This is a genomic window from Vibrio sp. 10N.222.54.A3, from assembly GCF_041474095.1.
GTDB lineage: Bacteria > Pseudomonadota > Gammaproteobacteria > Enterobacterales > Vibrionaceae > Vibrio > Vibrio crassostreae_C.
The window spans coordinates 1-19577 of the sequence record NZ_JBFRTN010000119.1 but is presented as its reverse complement, the minus strand read 5'-3'; the positions used below and the strand labels follow the sequence as shown (position 1 = coordinate 19577).

Annotated in this window: 12 protein-coding genes; 5 read left to right on the top strand and 7 right to left on the bottom strand. The window is 42.5% G+C overall.

The annotated features are described in order from the left end of the window. Nucleotides 1-87: 87 nt before the first annotated feature. The 3 genes from AB4507_RS20695 to AB4507_RS20685 form a co-directional block, all read right to left on the bottom strand. Nucleotides 88-804, bottom strand: a complete 717-nt coding sequence (locus AB4507_RS20695; RefSeq protein ID WP_372183241.1) for a 3'-5' exonuclease — start codon at nt 802-804, stop codon at nt 88-90. Next, nucleotides 804-2666, bottom strand: a complete 1863-nt coding sequence (locus AB4507_RS20690; protein ID WP_372183239.1) for a DUF294 nucleotidyltransferase-like domain-containing protein — start codon at nt 2664-2666, stop codon at nt 804-806. Before AB4507_RS20690 ends, AB4507_RS20695 begins: the two co-directional genes overlap by 1 nt. A 283-nt stretch (nt 2667-2949) precedes the next feature. Beyond that, complete coding sequence (locus AB4507_RS20685) at nt 2950-3669, bottom strand: FadR/GntR family transcriptional regulator (protein WP_048607044.1); 720 nt, start codon at nt 3667-3669, stop codon at nt 2950-2952. Nucleotides 3670-4011: 342 nt separating this feature from the next. On the opposite strand from AB4507_RS20685, the gene AB4507_RS20680 reads away from it, so the two are divergent. From AB4507_RS20680 to AB4507_RS20670, 3 genes are all read left to right on the top strand, one after another. Continuing rightward, nucleotides 4012-4788 carry an SDR family NAD(P)-dependent oxidoreductase gene (locus AB4507_RS20680; protein ID WP_372183238.1) on the top strand — a complete coding sequence of 259 codons (777 nt, stop codon included), beginning with the start codon at nt 4012-4014 and terminating at the stop codon, nt 4786-4788. A 174-nt stretch (nt 4789-4962) separates the two neighbouring features. Further along, a complete protein-coding gene (locus AB4507_RS20675) occupies nt 4963-5685 on the top strand; it encodes a FadR/GntR family transcriptional regulator (protein ID WP_017063624.1) in 723 nt (240 codons plus the stop codon). A gap of 148 nt (nt 5686-5833) precedes the next feature. Next, on the top strand, nt 5834-7201 hold the full coding sequence (locus tag AB4507_RS20670) for an MATE family efflux transporter (protein ID WP_372183236.1): 1368 nt from the start codon (nt 5834-5836) through the stop codon (nt 7199-7201). A 247-nt stretch (nt 7202-7448) separates the two neighbouring features. On the opposite strand, the gene AB4507_RS20665 is transcribed toward AB4507_RS20670, so the two are convergent. Further along, nucleotides 7449-8486 carry a polysaccharide lyase family 7 protein gene (locus tag AB4507_RS20665; RefSeq protein WP_372183234.1) on the bottom strand — a complete coding sequence of 346 codons (1038 nt, stop codon included), beginning with the start codon at nt 8484-8486 and terminating at the stop codon, nt 7449-7451. Between the two features lie 538 nt (nt 8487-9024). Between AB4507_RS20665 and AB4507_RS20660 the strand changes: the two genes are divergently transcribed. Both AB4507_RS20660 and AB4507_RS20655 read left to right on the top strand, forming a co-directional pair. After that, nucleotides 9025-9885 (top strand): oligogalacturonate-specific porin KdgM family protein, encoded by an 861-nt coding sequence (locus AB4507_RS20660; protein ID WP_017072468.1) that lies wholly within the window; start codon nt 9025-9027, stop codon nt 9883-9885. A gap of 190 nt (nt 9886-10075) precedes the next feature. Continuing rightward, nucleotides 10076-11908 carry a hypothetical protein gene (locus tag AB4507_RS20655; protein ID WP_372183233.1) on the top strand — a complete coding sequence of 611 codons (1833 nt, stop codon included), beginning with the start codon at nt 10076-10078 and terminating at the stop codon, nt 11906-11908. A gap of 968 nt (nt 11909-12876) precedes the next feature. Here the strand turns inward: AB4507_RS20655 and AB4507_RS20650 are convergent. The 3 genes from AB4507_RS20650 to AB4507_RS20640 form a co-directional block, all read right to left on the bottom strand. Further along, nucleotides 12877-14445, bottom strand: a complete 1569-nt coding sequence (locus tag AB4507_RS20650) for a polysaccharide lyase family 7 protein (RefSeq protein ID WP_017069952.1) — start codon at nt 14443-14445, stop codon at nt 12877-12879. Between the two features lie 426 nt (nt 14446-14871). Further along, on the bottom strand, nt 14872-16614 hold the full coding sequence (locus AB4507_RS20645; RefSeq protein WP_372183231.1) for a polysaccharide lyase family 7 protein: 1743 nt from the start codon (nt 16612-16614) through the stop codon (nt 14872-14874). Between the two features lie 237 nt (nt 16615-16851). Further along, nucleotides 16852-18723, bottom strand: coding sequence for a methyl-accepting chemotaxis protein (locus tag AB4507_RS20640; RefSeq protein ID WP_372183243.1), 1872 nt, complete (start codon nt 18721-18723; stop codon nt 16852-16854). Nucleotides 18724-19577 lie beyond the last annotated feature (854 nt).

The window sequence follows — 19577 nt, the reverse complement described above, 5'->3', positions numbered from 1 at the left end:
ATTTGTGTATAAGAGACAGGCTTAATCGCTGGCTTTTTTTCCTTTAAAATCATTAAAATAAGAGCCGCGCATTTGCAGTTCTTTTTCCTAGTGACTAATCCGATAGAGAAAGGCAACGGTCACATTATCGTTAGGCACAACTCGCTTCTGCTGAGCCAAAAACAATTCCGCTGTCGAAACGGCATCGGCTAATGCATTGTGGCTGTTGTACTCAGGAAGCCCGTACCTTTCGCGAGTCCCTGCCAAGGTTAAATCGACTTCTTCATGATTGCTGATCGCTTTCTCCATGCTTTTCTCAATACACAAGGTATCAAGCCAAAGCAGAGGAATCGCTCTTAAACCGTAGCAGCGAAGAAGGTATTGGCTAATGAACTTCTCTTCGACTACACACGCGTGCGCGACGATAATCTTGCCTTTCGCTGCTTCGAAGAAAGCGAGCATCGCATCATGAATAGATGCGCCCTCTTCCAGCATCTGTGGTGTGATGTGGTTAATCACCGCAGTTTCAGCGTTAATCTGAGAATCATTGTTCAGGTAGATATGCTTGGCAGAAGCCAAATCGATTCGTCCTTTCACCACATCGACCCATCCCATAGACAAGATAAGATCTTGTTCGCTGTCTAAGCCTGTGGTTTCGAGATCCAACACGATATAGTCGCTGTCTTTGGCCAAATCCGTCATTTCAGGACAAGGCTGCTCTACGAGAGCATGTAACGCCTCTGGCAACTTAACCGTTCCCGAATATTGCTTACGTTTACGTTTAATTCGCTCAAGCGGGTGAAAATAGTTTAACAAGGCTTTCATTAACGCGCTCCGAAACGAATTTTCGCCGCTTCTTGAAGGTCAGCAATGATCCTAAAGGCATCTTTCAAGTGTTTACGCTCAAAGCTACCAAAGCTATCTGGGTTGATGTTGTTGTCAGGCACATCCCCGTTCTTCAGCGCTTCAAGTTGATGGCCAAAACGGAAAGAGAGAATGAACTGGTAAGCACCCAGAATGTTCTTGAATGCATCGTCGCTCAGCATGCCTTTTTCATTGGCAGCAGCGAAACGTTCGTCAGTCGCCGACAAATCGCACTCCACAGCAAGGCCATAAATACGCGCTAAGTCGATAATCAAGTTGATCGCGTACTTCTTCACGTTCAACGTTTTCTTATTCTCACCTGACTTCTCTAGCACTAAGCTATTGAAGATGCCAAGTGGCGGGTTGGTATTGACCGCGTCTTTCACTAGCGTGCTTAAAAACTCACGGTTACCGCGAATATTGCTATGCAGCTCATCGCGCAGAATACCTTCGAACTCACTGTTGCCGTAGATAGTACGAATTTCTAGGAACACACTGATATTAAGCAAGCGTTCGTACTCTGGGTTAGCCACCCACTTCTTGTAGTAGTGCTTCCATACACTGAGTGGCTGACACCATTTTGGCGTCGCAGCCATGAATTTACCTGGACATAATGGGTAGTGACAGCTTGCTAAGCCGTTGGTCACCATCATCGATAAGTGTTTGAAGTAAATACGGTCACTGTCGGTTGCATCGTCAGCAAGAACAATCGCGCTGTCTTGGTCCGACAACATGTGCACTTCATTACGTGCGTGCGATCCGGCTACGATCCAAGAGAAATCACACGGTGGTGGGCCTAACTTATCAATCGCTATTTGAATCAATCGACGGGTGTAGGCGTCCATAATCATGGTCATTACCTTGCCGACGGTTTCAGGCGCCACTTTACCTTCCACCAGCGCTTCAAAAATAGCTTGTCGCTCTGAGGTGAACGAAGACATGGTTTTCACGCTGCCCGCGTATTTGATTTTCTCGATCAAGAATATCGCTTGAACACGGTGGTTTTGAACCAAATGAGACGTAGTAAGAAGACCAACGACCTTATTCTCTTTCACAACGGGCAAGTTACGGATATTAAATTGCATCATGATAGAGGCCGCATGCAGCACCAGATCATCCGGTTTTACAGTAAGTGGAGAGTGCGTCATTACCTCTGAGATCAGGCTATCAGTACTCACGCCGTGGGCAATCACTCGCTTAGTCATGTCTCGGTCGGTGATCAAACCAACAATGGTTTCACCTTCATAAATCACGGCACACGGTGAGCGTTGATGAAGCATTTCAACCGCAACCGACTGGATGGTTTGCTCAGACTTAACAATTGCCACCTGCCCGCTTGCCACTTCCTCAACTTTACGAATGAACAGGCCTTTCTCTTTATTCGACCAGACCACATCCAGTGCCGACTTCAAGCGAACCTGCGCCTGTGAAGCAAAGTGTTCTGCGCAACTTGGAAAGGCTTTGAAAAGCGTTTGAAGTGCCGAGTGTGGAATTACATAAAGTAAGGTGTTTTCGATTGCGACAGCTCTATAGCCTTTTTCGTCGTTGACTTCAGAATCTAAGAACGTAAAGCCGAACAAATCTTCGCTGCCTAGACGGGCACGAAGCACACCATCCGATTTTCGTTGCTCCATAGAGCCCGTTCGAATGATATAGAGTGATTTTTCCTTCCCCGACTCACACAAATCAACCACATCTCCCTTACCGAGATAAGTAATTTGCACGTTAGAGGCAAGTTCGCGAAGTGCTTCTTTAGGGATCTTATCGAATGGGTCGATTTGACCTATGAATTGAAGAATATTTGGCAGTAGAGACTGGGGCATAATCACACTCACAATAATTTAATTAGTATTATTATATAACTTAAAATACTGGTTACTAGTGCTTTTAACGAAACAGCAAATAATAGATTAAATATTGGACACCAGTCAGGTTTTCATCAAATTTGGATGCAAAAAAAGCACGTATGAAACGTGCTTTTTAGAGGTCACTACTGAAGTTAGCTTTTGTACGACCGTAATTTTAACTTTGACTACCCTAGTTTTACGAGAATGACCTCTCGTCGATAATGCAAAACGATCAAAGCTAAAATAACAGTGAAAACAATTAACTAGCGGCTGGTAATCTGTGGTTTGTTTCTAACAGGTGACTTGCTGACGCGTGGCGTGCTTTGTCACTATTACCTGCCATGATTGCTTCATAAATCTGGCGGTGTTCGTTAATACAAGTACTTCCCTCTTCAGAAGAGTGAGAAATAAAGTTAACAAACATGGTCGTTAAGATGTTACCAAATGGAAGATAGAAGTCGTTACCTGTTGCATTGAAGATCAGGCTATGGAACTTCATATCGATATCTAGCCAACGCTCTTGATCAAGCGTTTCTTCGCTAGAGATTTCTACCATTTGTTGGAAAATGCCCGACAGTTCAATGCGTTGTTCTGCACTCGCGAACTGAGCAGCTAAAGCACACGCTTCTGGTTCAATCGCGCGGCGTAAACCCAAAAACTGATGACAGAATTGGTCTGTATCGGCCAAACCATCCATCCATTCGATCAATTGTGGATCTAAGAAGTTCCAGAACGCGCGGTTAACAACGCGAGTACCAATCTTAGGACGAGATTCTAATAGACCTTTTGAAGTCAGAAGCTTAACCGCTTCTCTTAATGCTGTTCTACTGATACCAAATTGCTCACACAGAGCCATTTCACCAGGGATAATAGAACCTTGAGGCAAATTGCCCGACAAAATACCACGAGCGATTTCACGTGCAACTTGCACATGAAGGCTTCGCTTAGAGCCTGAAATAGAATTGAAAGAGCCAGCCATGTGTCTACTTACTTATTAGATATGTATTATTTAACCCGGACTATAGCACTGATTTATATCTGCACCAACTAAGTATAAGAATAACGTGAGGTCACGAATGATATAGGCTAGCGAAGATTTTATGAATATTATAAGTATTTAGTTCATCAAACTAATTAAAAACATTTATTCATACAAATGGTTCTTATTTACACCGTTTTTTGTATGCGCAAACTCACAAAACGACTCTTACTCTCACTATTTATGTCGTTGATGATCAGTTTTGAGATGACTATCCTTGAATACCGCAAGTGTTATTGTATGATTTATTAACGCGAATAATCTACAATATAGGCGACTGTGATGTTTAACGATTTAAAAGGCAAACGCATTCTAATTACTGGCTCTACTGGAGGTATGGGCTTAGCTACAGCACGTATTTTCGCAAAGTATGGTGCAAAAATTGGTATCAATAGTCGTGCTTCTAGCCCAAAAGTTGATGACGTTCTATCTGAACTTACCGCACTGGGTGGCGATGTTGCCTTTTTTCCTGCAAACCTAATGGACACATTAGAGTGCGAAAGGTTAGTCAAAGAGTTCACTGATCATTTTGGTGGCATGGACGTGTTGATTAACAACGCCGGTGGCCTTGGTGGTCGCGCCAATCTAGAAAATATCGATGATGAGTTTTATGAGCGCGTAATGAACCTTAATGTTCGCTCTGCGCTGATGACAACCAAGTTCTCTATCCCGCACTTACGCGCCTCTGCTGCTGAGTCCGGGCAAACATCTTGTGTGATTAGCACGGGTTCGATTGCCGCTCGTGAAGGTGGTGGTGTGGGTGCTGGTGTATATGCCGCATCGAAAGCTTGGTTACACGATATCCATCGGAACTGGGTAAAAGAATTTGCTAAAGACAATATCCGTTTCAACATAGTTTCACCAGGCACTATCGATACCGCATTTCATGACGGCAAAAGCGATGAGCTAAAGTCGACCATTGCTAGCAATATCCCTATGGGTCGCTTTGGCAGTATTGAAGAAGTAGCACCTACTTTTGCTTTCTTTGCCTCACATGCTTGCAGCGGTTACATCACAGGTCAAATCCTAGATGTTAACGGCGGACAAATAACGCCCTAGTTAGCTGGTTTATATAAGCTCACTCAGCGATTTAAGTTCGCCACACTATATAAGGTTAACAGACCCGAGTAGATGAGGGAAAACCTCACACTAAATTCGACGTATACACTGACACTAAACACCAGATTCGTCTGGCTTTTAGTGTTTTCAAAGTTTCAATTTCAGGTGGTTTAAATGTCAATATTTACATTGGTGGAAGATTCAAGCCGCCGAATTCATGTTCAAGTGGCGAGACAAATTGCTCGCAAGATCTTGTCAGGCGAGTTAGAAGAAAATCAAAAGTTACCCAGCGAAATGGAGCTGTGCGAAATCTTTGGAGTGAGCAGAACTGCCCTTCGAGAATCAACTAAGCTACTTTCGGCAAAAGGTTTAATCGAGTCGAAGCCAAAAGTGGGCACTCGTATCAAACCGAGAACACAGTGGCACTTCTTGGACCCGCAATTGCTGTACTGGATCCAAGATTTAGAAGATACTAAACCCTTCTTGTCTCAATTTTTAGGCTTAAGAAAAGCGATTGACCCGGAAGCGTGTGCGCTCGCTGCAACCAATGCAACTGTAGAGCAACGCAAAGAGCTTTCGATTCTTTTCCAGAAAATGACCATCGCAGCAAATAGCTTCGATTATGAAGAGTGGACGACCAACGATCACCTGTTTCACCAAACGATTTTCTTATCGACAGGTAATCAATTTTACATTCCATTCGCGAACATTCTGTCGACTATCTTCAAGCAGTTTATCGACCACTCCGCTGAAGGCGGTCGCTTCTGTTTAGAAGAACACAAAGCGATTTACGACGCAATAATGTCTGGCGATGCCAAGCAAGCTCGAATTGCTTCTCAAGTCCTGCTAGACGATGAGAACCAAAAGCTCTCTAGGGTTGAATTAGCCATCGCATAACCGAGATTAACCAAACTGACTTGTTTTTCAAAGACACAAGTCAGTCTTGTTTTAGCACCCATTTTTTAACCATCAACTACCGTAGTGTTTTCTTCTTTAAACGCTCTACTCCGCCACCTCAGAGAAAGCTTACGGTTATACACATAAGGTGTTGTTTGTGTCTTCACAATCGTACGTAAGGAAAAATTTCTCTCTCGCCTGGCCCCTCGCCTTAAACGGTATCTTGATGCAGTCGATGTTGATGATCGACACACTGCTTGTCTCTCCTCTTGGTGAAATCCCTTTAGCTGCAATGGGGATTGCGACGACTATCGTTGCCTTTGTACTGGGAATTCAAATGGCGCTGGCAAACGGTACTCAGTTAGTATTAAGCCGCGCAGTGGGCTCTGGCATCGCCGCATCATTATCTAAAGCATTTTGGGCAGGGTTATTTATCAACCTTGGCGTAGCAACACTATTTTGGCTTCTACTTACTTTTTTCGAACAACCCTTGATTCAAGCTTTAACAGATGACGCTTCCCTTCACTTAGAAATCAGCCGCTATCTAGACATCTCGAAATACATCGTTATTTTTACCGCGTTAACGCAGGTGATCATTGCTTTATTTAATGCGCTAGGCAGAACTAAAGTCCCATTCAAAGGTTACTTAATTGAACTGCCTATCAACGCTGTACTTTCTTATGGACTCATTCACGGATTTTCAAATTTCGAAGGTATTGGTGTTCAAGGCGCCGCGCTAGGCAGTGTTATTGCTATCACCCTTCGCCTTGTGTATCTGGTTCTTTGCGTGTATTTGAGCTCAGCAATTTCACTCAAATTAGACGCCCAGCGATCTGAGTTCATGACAAACGTTCGTCGTCACTTTATCGAGATATTCCCTGTAGCAGCGAACGTGACCATGCTTTTGATTGGCGCAACGATATATCAATTGTTGTATTCGCAACTTAACATCAACGCTTACGTAGCGATTACTTTGGTGATGCCTTGGATCAGGGCTGTCTCTCAATTTATTACCGCTTGGGCTCACTCTTCCGCAATTACTATCAGCCAAGCGATTGGCTCTAAAAAGATGGATGACCTAGTCAAAAACGTCGATACCAGTATCGATATTGCAGTCGTGATTTCTTTCGTTTGTGCACTCTTATTCGCAGGATTAAGTCTGGTCATTGGTGACATTTACCCGAACTTGGATGAATCTACCTATCAAGCATTGGCCGTTATCGCCCCACTCTACATATTCTTGCCAATTGTTCGTGGCTACAACACGGTTCATGGGAATGTACTAAGAGCACTAGGAAAAACGACCGCTGTCTTCAAAATCAACTTTACTGGTCAATGGGTAATTTCAATTCCATTGTGTGCATTGATCATCTTTGGTTTAGATGGCTCTATCTTTTGGGCCTTTGCTATCCAACCATTCGAAGAAGTCGTTAAAGCTTTCCCATTCCGTCACTTAGCTCGAAAGTCTCTAAAGGAGTTTGATGCCGACAAAGCTAAAGAGTTGATGTATGACTAAGTCCGGTATCGAGTCGCCGTCCTAAAATCTTTCTACGCTTTCTGATTACAACCTTGTCTTTTGACAAGGTTGTATTGTTTCAGCTGTACCATTCATTGGTAGGCTTCAGCACACCCTCATTGATACAAAGGTCACATTAATACCAAGGTCATCTTAAAACTCATATAAAACAAAAAGACCACTCAACATTCGGTTAAGTGGTCTTCGAAAACATTCCTTAAGGCCTGTTTCTAACTAGCCTTATGTACTATTTGCCGTTCAACTTTAGTGCCGAGAAAGTCACACTGTTATAGTCGCCATTCTTTTTATCGACAGCGAAATCGCCAGTACCGCCACAACCTGGCCCCCATACAGGGTGAGAATCGCTCACGCTACATTGGCCGTATGCGCCCGCTTTGTAATAGAAATCATCTTCAGCATAACCCGTTGGTGAATCAAGCTCATCAATACCCTTGCTCAGATCGATTTCATACTTAACCGTATCGTGACGTTCTGTTTCAAACGTTAGGTACATCATGGTGCCTTTCACTTCCACTTTGTAGCTAAACTCTTCACCAAGAGCAATGCCTGCTTCACCCGGTTCCGCTGGGTTTTCCCAAGTGTTACCCCAAACAGGGTAAGCTATATCGGCACGGTTAGGATCTTTTTTCTCTAGGTTACGCTCATAGTTCCAAAATACTGAACCCATTTCTTGGCCAGGAAACTTCTTATAGAAGATCTTTAGTGGTTCATTACCATGCCCGTAACCAGTTCCAGCTTTGATTAACTCATTATGTTTTTTAGCGTGAATCTGACCAACAACCACCGAGTGAGCTGGGTACTTTTCTGGGTACTTAGCGTTAATCGCTACGTGATTCACTTTTAGGGTCGCTTCTAGCGTGCCGCCAACGGCACTGTACTCGCTTGCTGATGGATGGCTAGACAATGCCCATTGGTTTCCTTTGTCCGCCGTATCGATTGAGAAATCAGCACCGCGTGGCATCTGGCGTAACTCAGAGCGTGCGTTTTTCGAGTTCTTCGTGGTAATAGCTTGGTTTTGTACTTCAAAGACGAGATTACCGTCTTTATCAAGGTGGAAGAAATCGCTGTGTGAGTAGCTCATCATTGCCACCCCATCGATTTCGTCAACACGACCATCTTCATTGATATCTGAAGGTATAGTTATTTTCCAATTGTGCATATCGAATTTATCGGCAGGTACGGGGTAAGAAACACCGTTATTTGCGAAAGTAACCATTGGTACAGTCGCTAATAGCGCCACTGCTAATATGTTTTTCTTAAACATGACTCATCCTTTATTGTTAACAGATACCGAGTACACACTCAGTACAGAAACCACTTTTGAACACGAATTAGTACTAAATATTTTCTCTTCGACTTAAATAAGCCAACCGATAAATAGAATTTACATTTAGCCATTTTGTAACTTTTATTAAACATCTGGCTATGGTTTATATTTATGCCTCTCAACATGCTCCCTATGTTTAAGCCACGATGGTTAAAATCATCATTATTAACATATAGAAACACTTAATATTTGTATTATTTTAACACATGCAAAAAAGTGAGTTTCTAAGGTTTGTGAATATGAGAAGTACGTCATGATTGATTTAATACACAAGCCCTAAATTGAGATATTCATAACATTTAGCTATATACTTGGGCCATTAGTCAGAACTTTTTGATAGATCTCACAGAAATCTGACTCAATAATAAATACCATATTTGTCATACATTAATTTAATACCATGTAAGGTATTGGTTTGTGAGCCACGGGTACATTGGATGTATCCAGAATTAAAAAATAATAGTGAGACAAAGGTATGAATTCTGTTACAAAAATTGCTGCAGCTGTTGCATGTACTCTTTTAGCGGGCACAGCTACTGGTGCATCTCTTGATTATCGTTACGAGTATCGTGCTGCGACGGATTATACAAAAACAAATGGCGACACGGCTCACGTAGACGCTCGCCATCAACACCGAGTGAAGCTAGGTGAAAGCTTTAAACTGTCAGATAAGTGGAAGCACTCAACGGGCCTTGAAGTTAAATTCCATACTGACGATTCTTACTACGACGCAGATTCTGGCGAAGTTAAATCAGCAAACAGTAGAAGCTTCTATGACGGCAATTGGTATATTTACGGTATGGAAGTAGAAAATACAGCAACTTACAAAGTCGATAACAACTGGTATCTACAAGTTGGTATGCCGATCGCTTGGGACTGGGATGAGCCGAACTACAACGGCGGTGACTGGAAGATGAAAAAAGTCACTTACAAACCTCAATTCCGTGTTGGTTATAATGCGGATATGGGATTAACGACTGCCATTCGTTACCGTCACGAGTATGCTGATTTCCGCAACCATACACAGTTTGGTGATAAGGATTCAGAAACTGGCGAACGTTTAGAATCAGCTCAAAAATCCAAAATAACGCTAACAGGTGCATATAAAATTGAGTCTCTACCGAAGCTTGGTCTTTCTTACGAAGCAAACTATGTAAAATCTTTGGATAACGTACTTCTTTATAATAGTGATGACTGGGAATGGGATGCTGGCTTAAAAGTAAACTACAAGTTCGGTTCTTGGAAACCTTTTGCTGAGATTTGGTCTTCTGATATCAGCTCATCTTCTAAAGATCGCGAAGCAAAATACCGTGTTGGTGTTGCTTACTCATTCTAATTAGAAATAGTCAATTTATAGAATACCCCTCTCCTCTTGTAAATTTTTGGGGCATATTTTAAGCACTTTATTTAAATAATAGGATGTTCTAATTAACGTTAGTTTCATCCTAATAAATATTTAACGACTATTCATTATCTATTTCTTATGTGATTTACATATGGATTTAATATCATAAAGAGAATATTTTATGCAGATTTCTAAAGTCGCTACAGCTGTCGCTCTTTCGACAGGTTTATTATTTGGTTGTAACAGTGACGGTTTACCTATCCCGACCGATGGTTCTACTGATCCAGGTAACCAACCTTCAGCATTAACTACGGGTTACTGGCAAATCAGTGATGGTAACTCCGCTTCAATATCCGCGTCATCAAACGCTGATCTACCAAATGTTTATGTTTTCCAAGAAGATGGCAATCATAAATACTATGACGATGATGATGACTTAGGTACTTACACGATTAAAGATGCAAGTGCTTCTACTAATAATTATGATGAAGAAGCCGGTACGGTCTCTTTCACATATTATGAAACAGGCACATCAACGATCGAAATTCTAGATGGTGTTTTTTCTTTCGATGACGCTGGTGCTCTGAATATTTCAGATAACACCACTGGCATAGACTACTCTGGTTCAGACCAAACTGCGACTGACGCCGTACAAGAAGCTATCAGTAAAGCCAATGAAGCAAATGGTATCAATGGCTACGTTCAAATTTTGGACACCAACAATGGTGGTGTAAAGAATGATGTGGGTGAACTACGTTTGAAATTGTCTGACAGCAGCACAGGGGCAACAGTAGACAGTATCGCATCAGGAAAGGTAACCGTTGACTTAATCTACCAAGTAGATGAAAACACCGAGCAAGAAGCGAATGGTTCAGGTAACAACGCTTATATTAGTCTCTACGCTTCTGGTACTTCTAACACTAATTTACACGGCGAAGTTATTTTTAATGCTGGAGAAATTTTCTACCGTTCCACGGTTACCGATAGTAGCGGTAAACCTCAAATTCCTGATGAGCCTGTAGGCACTTACACTTTAGGTGAAGATCTCGCGGTTGAAATCAGTTGGGCGAGCGGTTACTACACATTCAAAGTCAATGACACTGTATACGACAATAGCGGCAACGGTTTTGAGGCTTTCGACAAAGCTGCCGTTACTATCGTGTCATTGAAGCTTGGTGATACTTCTAACACAACACACTACGAGTTAAACGCTGACAACTTTAAAGTTTATTCGAATGACACAGCTTCTGATGAGCTAGTGTTTGAAGATAACTTTAACAATTACCCGAATGGCCAAGCGCTATCAGGTAATCCGTACAACAACAATACTGCGGAAGCGACAGTTGTTGTTGATGGCGGCAATACTGAGCCAGAACCTGAACCAGATCCAGATCCAGATCCAGAGCCCGGCGAAGTAACAGACAACTTCGATTCTTATACTGTAGGTACGCAGATCGATGTGGCTAACCCTGCGTACCAGACAAAAGGTGTTGATGGGGTTTTAAATACAGCAGTGATCAGTAGTGACTTTGCCAAGTCGGGTTCTAACTCTTTACGAATTGAAGATGGTGCGGACTCAACCACTGATAATAACAAAGCTATCGTTGGCCGCGACTTTGCTAATGGCGCAGCAGAAACTGGCTCTGTTTCTACATCTGTATACATCCCTAGCGATGGCTATGTAAAAGCATCATACATTTTCTTAGGTTCTAATAACGATGCATCATCTAGTGGTCGCTTCACTGAAGTTGTATTTACATCTAGTATGATTAAATTCCGCAACGAATCAGGCAGCCAAGTTGACCTTGCTTCATACTCAAAAGACACATGGGTAGATGTGACCATTTCATGGGTAGATACAGACATTACCGTCAATGTTGATGGAACAGACTACACTGGGTTAAAAGCTGAAAGTGCAGGTGGTTCCCCGACCGCTATTGCGCTATACAATGGTGACAATGGTTCAAAAGGGACATACACCTACTTCGACAACCTAGATTCAGACCTATTCTAGTTCTCACTAGAAAGTCTGTTTGACTTGATTGCTAGATAAAACAAATCCCTATCAACGTAATTTGATAGGGATTTTTTATTGTTAGCTCAAGAATAAAAAGCAGACTGGCGATTCAGTTAAGCTCTCTGACTCAGCGGAACTTTGCTTCAGCGTTGAATAAGCACCGATGCTGCTAGTAACGAATGCCCCCTTGCCTCTCTAACTTATTTAACCCTCTCAAAAGCCCTGTATCTATCATAGATAAACAAAACCCCTCAGCTCTGCACTCAACCCACAAATTATTATTCAGCATCACCGTAGCATACAATCAAGGTATTTACGGCCTGCAAGCAACTAACCCTCAAGCGTATCCCCTTGAGCACTAGATGCGTTTGATCATCGACTTGAGCCCGCCTGAGTATTTCATTAAGCATTGGCGCTAATAAAGTGATGGCTAACCGCCCTTCTATTTATGCAAGAGTTAGAGCACGATTTATGGCTGTTGCTAAGAGTCTTGCTAAACAACCCAAAAGTGACGGTTTCAAGAACAAAACGGGAGTAATCAGCCGAGCTAACGCTTATTAGTAGACCAGGCAAAACAATACGTTCATGTGTAGACGTCGCATTTGTACATACCTTGAGAACGAAGTCGAAGTTTTCTAGCTATGGCGATTCCAAAATAATATTGGCATTGTTTAGCTTTGAATGAGAGCCAATATGACCTGTTATCAGCTGAGATTAATCATGACTGAGGTTAATGGTGATCGGCGATTGGGGAAAGGATAGTGACTGAAACTGATAATGACTAAAGTTAATACTGAATGAGCTTAATGATAATGTCTTAAACTCTGTGCAACTGATAACTACCCCTCTCCTACTCAATTAAATCATACGCTTAAGCCCAACCAACAGCAGGCACAAAAAAGCCTCCAAACCCTAAGGCTGGAGGCTATTGCGATAGCTTTAATATTAAGTGTTATTCGGTTAGATTACTTTTTGTATTGATCGTGCGATACGTCTAGTTGGTAGAAAGTCGCTTGTGAGTAATCGTCTAGGTCGCCGCTGATGTTTTGGTTGTAAACACCGGCTTTGAAGTACATGTACTTGCCGCCTACGTCGTAGCCGCTGTTGCTCATATCAACCACTTGTACAACGTCGTCTTTGCCTTCACGCATTAACGTTACAGTCATCGTGTTGCCTTTAACGTCAATACGGTAGCTGAACACTTCGCCAAGTGCGATACCATCGTCACCCACTTCAGCCGTCATGTCGCCCACTAGAGGGTAGAAGTCCTCTTTAGTTGCGTCTTGGCTTTCGTGTGCGAAGTAAACCGCACCCGTTGCTTGGTTTGGCAGTTTACGGTAGTACAAACGAATTGGTTCATCGTTTTGATCGTGAATCTGACCAATGATAAAGCGGCCTACTTCGTTCGCATTACCTGTTGTTGTTGCGTGATCGATTTTCAACGTTGCTTCTAAAACGCCATCAATACCAGCAGCAGCTTCTAAGTCAGACTCAGGTGCGCTTGAGAATACCCAGTTGTTCTTGTTAACACCTTTAGTGCTAATAGACTGGTCACCACGGCGCATCATTTCGCGAAGCTCTGTACGCGCATACTTAGTATTTTTAGAGGTACGAACACCTTTCACGTAAGACTTGAAGACTAGACCACCATCGTCAGCTGTGTAGAAGATCTCTGGGTGTTGGTAACCGTTTGCAAGGTTCCACTCAGAAACATCATCAGGCTTACCGTTTTTGTCATGGTCGAATGGTTGAGATAGGTACCAATGCGTCATGTCAAAGTTTTCGCTTGGCGCGTTACCTGCAACTGGTGTCGCTGGCAGGCCTGTCGGAACTGGCAGTGCACTGCGTGTGTCACATTCAACTGAGGTCTCACAAGGGTAAACCGCTGCTACACCAAAGTTACCTGAACGAAGATCTTTGCGCGCATCTTTACGTGCTTTTTCCACTGCTTTCATTTCAGCGATAATAACTGCTTCTGCTGCTACCACGTCTGAAGTGATGATATGGCTAGCAGGACATGCGTTAATGTTACAGTTAACCGCAGCTAACCCTGTCACACTGTTCCAACCATTTTTGGTGTTACCGTGACCAACGTATCTTACGTAGCGCGCTTGCACTGCTGGCTCGAATTGGAAACGCTCTAGGCCGATCGCTTTACCTGAGCTCAGTTGGTTTTCAAGTACGGTTGTCCAGGTTTCACCATCGACACTTACTTGAATATCAAATTTAGACTGGCGCTCGTTACCTTTGCTGAAAGATGCTTGAACCGCATCAAATTCTTGAACTGAACCATAATCTAGCATTGCCCACTCACCGTCACCCGCTGAAGACCAACGTGTAGTTAGGTCTTGGTCAATGAGACGATCAGGTCCGTTACCATCATGGCTACTAGCGGCAACAGCAACTGGCGTCAGAAGCGCTTCACCAGTTTCTTTGTTATTTGGGAAATCAACAGTCGGTGTGCTCGTGCTCGCACAACCAACTGCAAGTAAAATAGAAGAAGCGAGTAAGGTTTTTAGAGTAATTTGTTTCATATCTAATCCATTATTATAATACAAAGACAGCGTTCGTAAGTGAAAGATAAATTGGCAAACACGAGCTATAAGGCGTTTTCTCTCTCAGTATTTGCGATAACACAAAAATATTACGTAATCTTATAATACAAATAAAACACTTCGTTGAATAAATGAGACTGGGAACACTTTTCGCTTTTTCCATACTTTAACTGGATCACACTTCCTATTGATAAAAGACAACATATGAAAATTTAGAATGCGAAATGGGCTATCAAGGGCGAAAAATCCGAGCGGTAATGGTGAGAATGTGCATCACTCGAGCAGAGCATTTATCGTTCAGAACATCTCATTCACCAGTGTCGCAGCAGTTAAAAAAAGACCACATTGTTAGGAATCAATATGGTCTTTAAAGCAGTCATTGTTGTTACTCAAACGTTAGCTAATTCAATAATGTTCAGCTCTAAGAGAACTAAAGCTCACATCAAACACTTCGCCCGCATAGTCGCTATCAGGCTTAAATTGTGGGTAGATGCCCGCTTTGAAATAGAAAGCGATGTCTGTCGATGTCCAATCTGATGTTAACGAAACCGTGTCCCCATCTTTATCTGTGTAATCTTGTCCCCAAGGGATTAAATGAGAAACGGTGTTGGTTCCATCTAAATCATGAGTCGCCAAGTAGATACCGTCTTGATTGGCACGAATCGTATATCGCCACTCTTCACTTGCCGAATAAGTCCCTAACTCGACACTGAACGGGTCACAATGATTACAGTCTTGGTTGTTGCGCTCAAAATCAGAGTTCAGTATCACTCTTACTGGCTTACTCTCGCCTTCCCATAATAGTTTCACCAATGCTTGATTGATCTTCCAACCATGGATTTGTCCAAGTACCACTTTTGGATCTTGATTGTTGATGTTCGGGTAATCTTCAATTCGCAAGCTTGCGGTTAACTCGTGACTGGTAGCGTTCGTTCTAGTGTCGTCCAAATACCAACTTGTATCTTCATCGCTGGTGCTACAATCCGGTTGAACACTGCTTTGATACAACTCCCTGAGCTCAGAGCGAATATAGCTAGAGTTTTGGGTAGAGGTGCCGTATCCCATATCCGCTCTAAAGTGCATTCTTCCTTCATCAGTATTGAAGTAAGAAAGATCAATATCACTGTCGTACACATCGCTGTCATTTGAAAGAAGATCTTTACTCGATTCACAACGTTCTGGTTCTAACTCAGCAGCACTGTCACCACCGCTTCCATACCAATCATTCTTACTCGGTGGAATAGTCAGCTTCCAATCATTAATGTCCCAATCGTTTGATCCATCGATTTGAGTCGTGGTGTATCTCAACGCCTGATAGTAAGCAATCGCTTCACCATTCTCAAATTGGTTATAGATACCCGCTTTGAAGTAGCTCAATAAATGCTGCCAGTAAGCGATGTCTTGATTCACTTTTACTTCATCATTCACTTTGAGCGACAGTGTGTTCTCATAAACAGAAAGATCAAATTTGGTAAAACTGTCCAATTCCGCCTCACCTAAATCGTAGCGATTGTATGACGTGGCATAACAATCCGAAGAGTCAGCAGCGCTGCTACAATCAATGGCATTGTTTTTCATGACTGCCCAGTAGTGACCTGTGAGGCCATCTCGTTCTTGCTCCCAAACCACACGCAATAGCGGATGAGGGATATAACCCGTACCACTCTCATCAGTCCCCTTATTGTGTATCTGCAGCAACGTCACTTCATCATGATCAGCGGGAGAACTCGCCATGGCATGCTCAATATCAGGCAAACTTATTTCCGCATACAGACTGCGCCTTACGCCCGCTTCGTTGATATCGAAGTTTTCTCCCTCACGAACTTCAGAGCGCATCTTGTAGTTCGTCATTTTGAAGATAAGATTTTCCGTCTCTTCATCAGCATAAAAATAATCACTGACATAACCATCGAAGTTACCATCTTTGACTTCAGAGGTTTTATTGCCCTCCTCTCCATTAGGATCAGAGACCTGAAGATCTGAGCTGGAAAGGATGTTTTGATACTTGGTAATATCATAGGGAGCAACAACACCAGCGGGCATTCCTGGGTTATTGGTATCGGAAGGATCACTGCTGTCACTGGAGCTGCTTCCACCGCAGCCATACGTAAGCGAAGCGAGTACTACGACGAAGATTGGCTTATTCACATTTATCTCACTTATCCATAAGAATAGAGTGACAATGTATATTTGTACTATTTTATGTCAATTATATATTTATCAGAATGTGAGATGCGGCAAATGAAGTGGGATGAATGAGTATTGCGTAGAGTTAGACTCAAGAAAAACGCAGAAAGGCCACTCTAAACTCGCAAGCTATTGAGTGGCTCTCAGATCAACAACTAAACTTAGTATGTTGATTTTTAAATATAAATATTAGAAAAGTTAAACCTTAAAGCTGCTCATCAAGTCACTAACGCTGCCGTTAAGTGTTTTGATTTCTGCTGATTCAATCAACTGATCTTGGCTTAGCTTATTAAGCTCCTCAACAAAGCTTTCAATCTTATGCATGTTCTTAGCAATGCTCTGAATAAGGGCGTTCTGCTCAACAGACGAACCCGAAATATCGTTATTAAAACGACTTACCGTTTCCATCTGTTCCGTTAGCTTGGCCAACATATTTACCGCTTGAACCACTTGGGCACGCGTCATTTCACAGTTACTTTTGGTCAACTCAATCGATTTAACCAAACCATCTGATTTAGACTGCAAGCCAGACAGCGCTTCATCAATTTCAGAAGTACTGATTTGAGTTCGGTTGGCTAACGCACGGACTTCATCAGCAACCACCGCGAAACCTCGGCCATGCTCACCCGCTCTCGCCGCTTCAATTGACGCATTCAATGCCAGCAAATTAGTTTGTTCCGCAATTCCTCCAATCACAGACACGATAGACTGGATGCTCTGCGTTTCATTCGCCATTGAGCGAATATCATCAGAGGTGGTGCAGACTTGCTTCTCAAGATCACTGATATAGGTTTCCGTCACGGTGTTAATTTGTTTCGTCTCATCACTGAACACAGCGGCCTCTCTTGCTGCTTCTGCCGCCGACTGAGAACTCTTCTCGACTTCGTTTGATGCTTCAGATAAGCCGTTAATTGCAGAGACCACTTGAACCGTTTCATCAGTGTGAACTTTCAGTACATCGCTGGTTTCTTTACAACCTTCACGAATACTCAGTACCTTAGTATCGAGATCCGAGTTCTTAAATTTGACGTCCTTAACCATCTCTTGCAGACCAATGATGAACAAGTTGATGTCTTTGGCGATATGCCCTAAGTCATCATTCCCCCTCTCAACAAGCCTTTGAGTCAGGTCTCCGTTACCTTGAGATAGATCGTGGACGATTTTTCTCAGTGACACGATTGGGCGGTAGAAGCGATTCAGCAGTAAAATCATCAATATCACCGAGCCAAGCACACATGCCACGATAAGGATACGCGCACTCGACATCACGCCATTCAACTGATTGAGCGCGAGTTCAGGATCGATACTAGATATCATGTACCATTCTTTCTGGCTGCCAATATCCACTTTCTTGGCCATCAAAATTCTCTGGTTGCCATCAATCACACCCTCAATGAATTGGTCAGGCTGTTCAATGGCACTATTGAGTCTCATCTGAGTATCTGCAGAAGATATATTGCTTTGCGGAAGTACGTTTTCGACTGTTGAAGCGACCACCATCCCTTTCTCGTCGATAATAATGCCTTTGGCTTCGTAGATACTGTCCAGCTGTTTAAGCTGAGTTTCCAAATCGTCAAAACGTATGTCGGCCATGATGACACGATCTTGGTATGAGTAGGTCACACCGATCATAGGCACTTGAGTACTCTTAGTGAAAAACAGATCACTAAAAGATAAGCCTGATTTCAATTTGGCTTGTTGATACCAAGGTCGAACGGTTGGATTGTATTTTTCTTTTATCCCTACACCGTTAGGAAAAGACTCTGAAGGGCGAGAGGTATAAGAACGGCCGTCGTCAAAACCCACCACAATCTTGTCAATGCCACCCAGCTTTGCAGCATAATGCATGAGTGCTTCATTCGGCACTTGGTATGGGGATTTCATGAACTCTTGTGCAACAGAGTTAACGGTATCGATGGTGCGCTGGACGGTGCTTTCAATCTGATTAATTTCTATCGTTAACGAGTGATCAATCTCGTTATAAATCGTTTGGTTTACTTGATCAGTCGCCAAGTTAAGCGTGAACCAGTTCGTAAATGCCAAGGCACTGGAACTGACGATCGCCACCATTAAAATCAATTTTCCTTTAAACCCTAGAGACAATTTTGAATTCATAAAACTCATAATCCATATCAACCTATGTCTATTATTTTTATCCGAATGAAATGGTCATTTTTTAGATATTCGAAGATACGGGAAGCAAAACTTGTTCATGCCGTTCCATCGTCACAACCATCAATTTAATTAATATTGTATGTTTAATTTACTGCACTTTCTGTGAGCAATCTTGACATATCAAAACTGGTTAAAATCACCCTGTGACATAGGTATCATTTATGAGTTTGAACTTTTAACATGATTAGAAAGGAATAATTAACCAATTAAAAATGATCAACTTTCAGATGATTACCTCACAACTTCGCCGATAATGCCTCCACTCAAATTATTCATATCACTTTCGGTCACCTGACTAGGAAAGTGAGCCTTAGGTCACATTTTCACTAACCAACCATTCACTCAAGGCATTCAATCTTAAAATTTATTTGTAATACAATAAGCCTTAAGTTATGGTGTATTTGAATCATAACTTAAGTTCTTTCTGGATGCTTTTGTTCAGTTCAAAGTGATAATTGAAGCAGCCGCTTTAAGGTCATTGAACTCGTTTAACGTAGAAACTGTCGGGGGATCTCGTTATTCGTTTTTTCACTTTCTATTGATCATTTGTTTTTCCAGACGGCTCGTCCGAACATGCCCATACAGTCACCAGCTGTGTGGGTTTTTTTTACTTTCTTTTCAGACCCGATATACGAGCGGTGTTAAGCCATCGCCAACAATCAGTTAAGTGCACTGGTTTAAGCTTGCGAGGAAAAGTGAGTGAGTTGGTGCTAGAAGGCTTTGAATTTACAAATAGATATAGATATAGA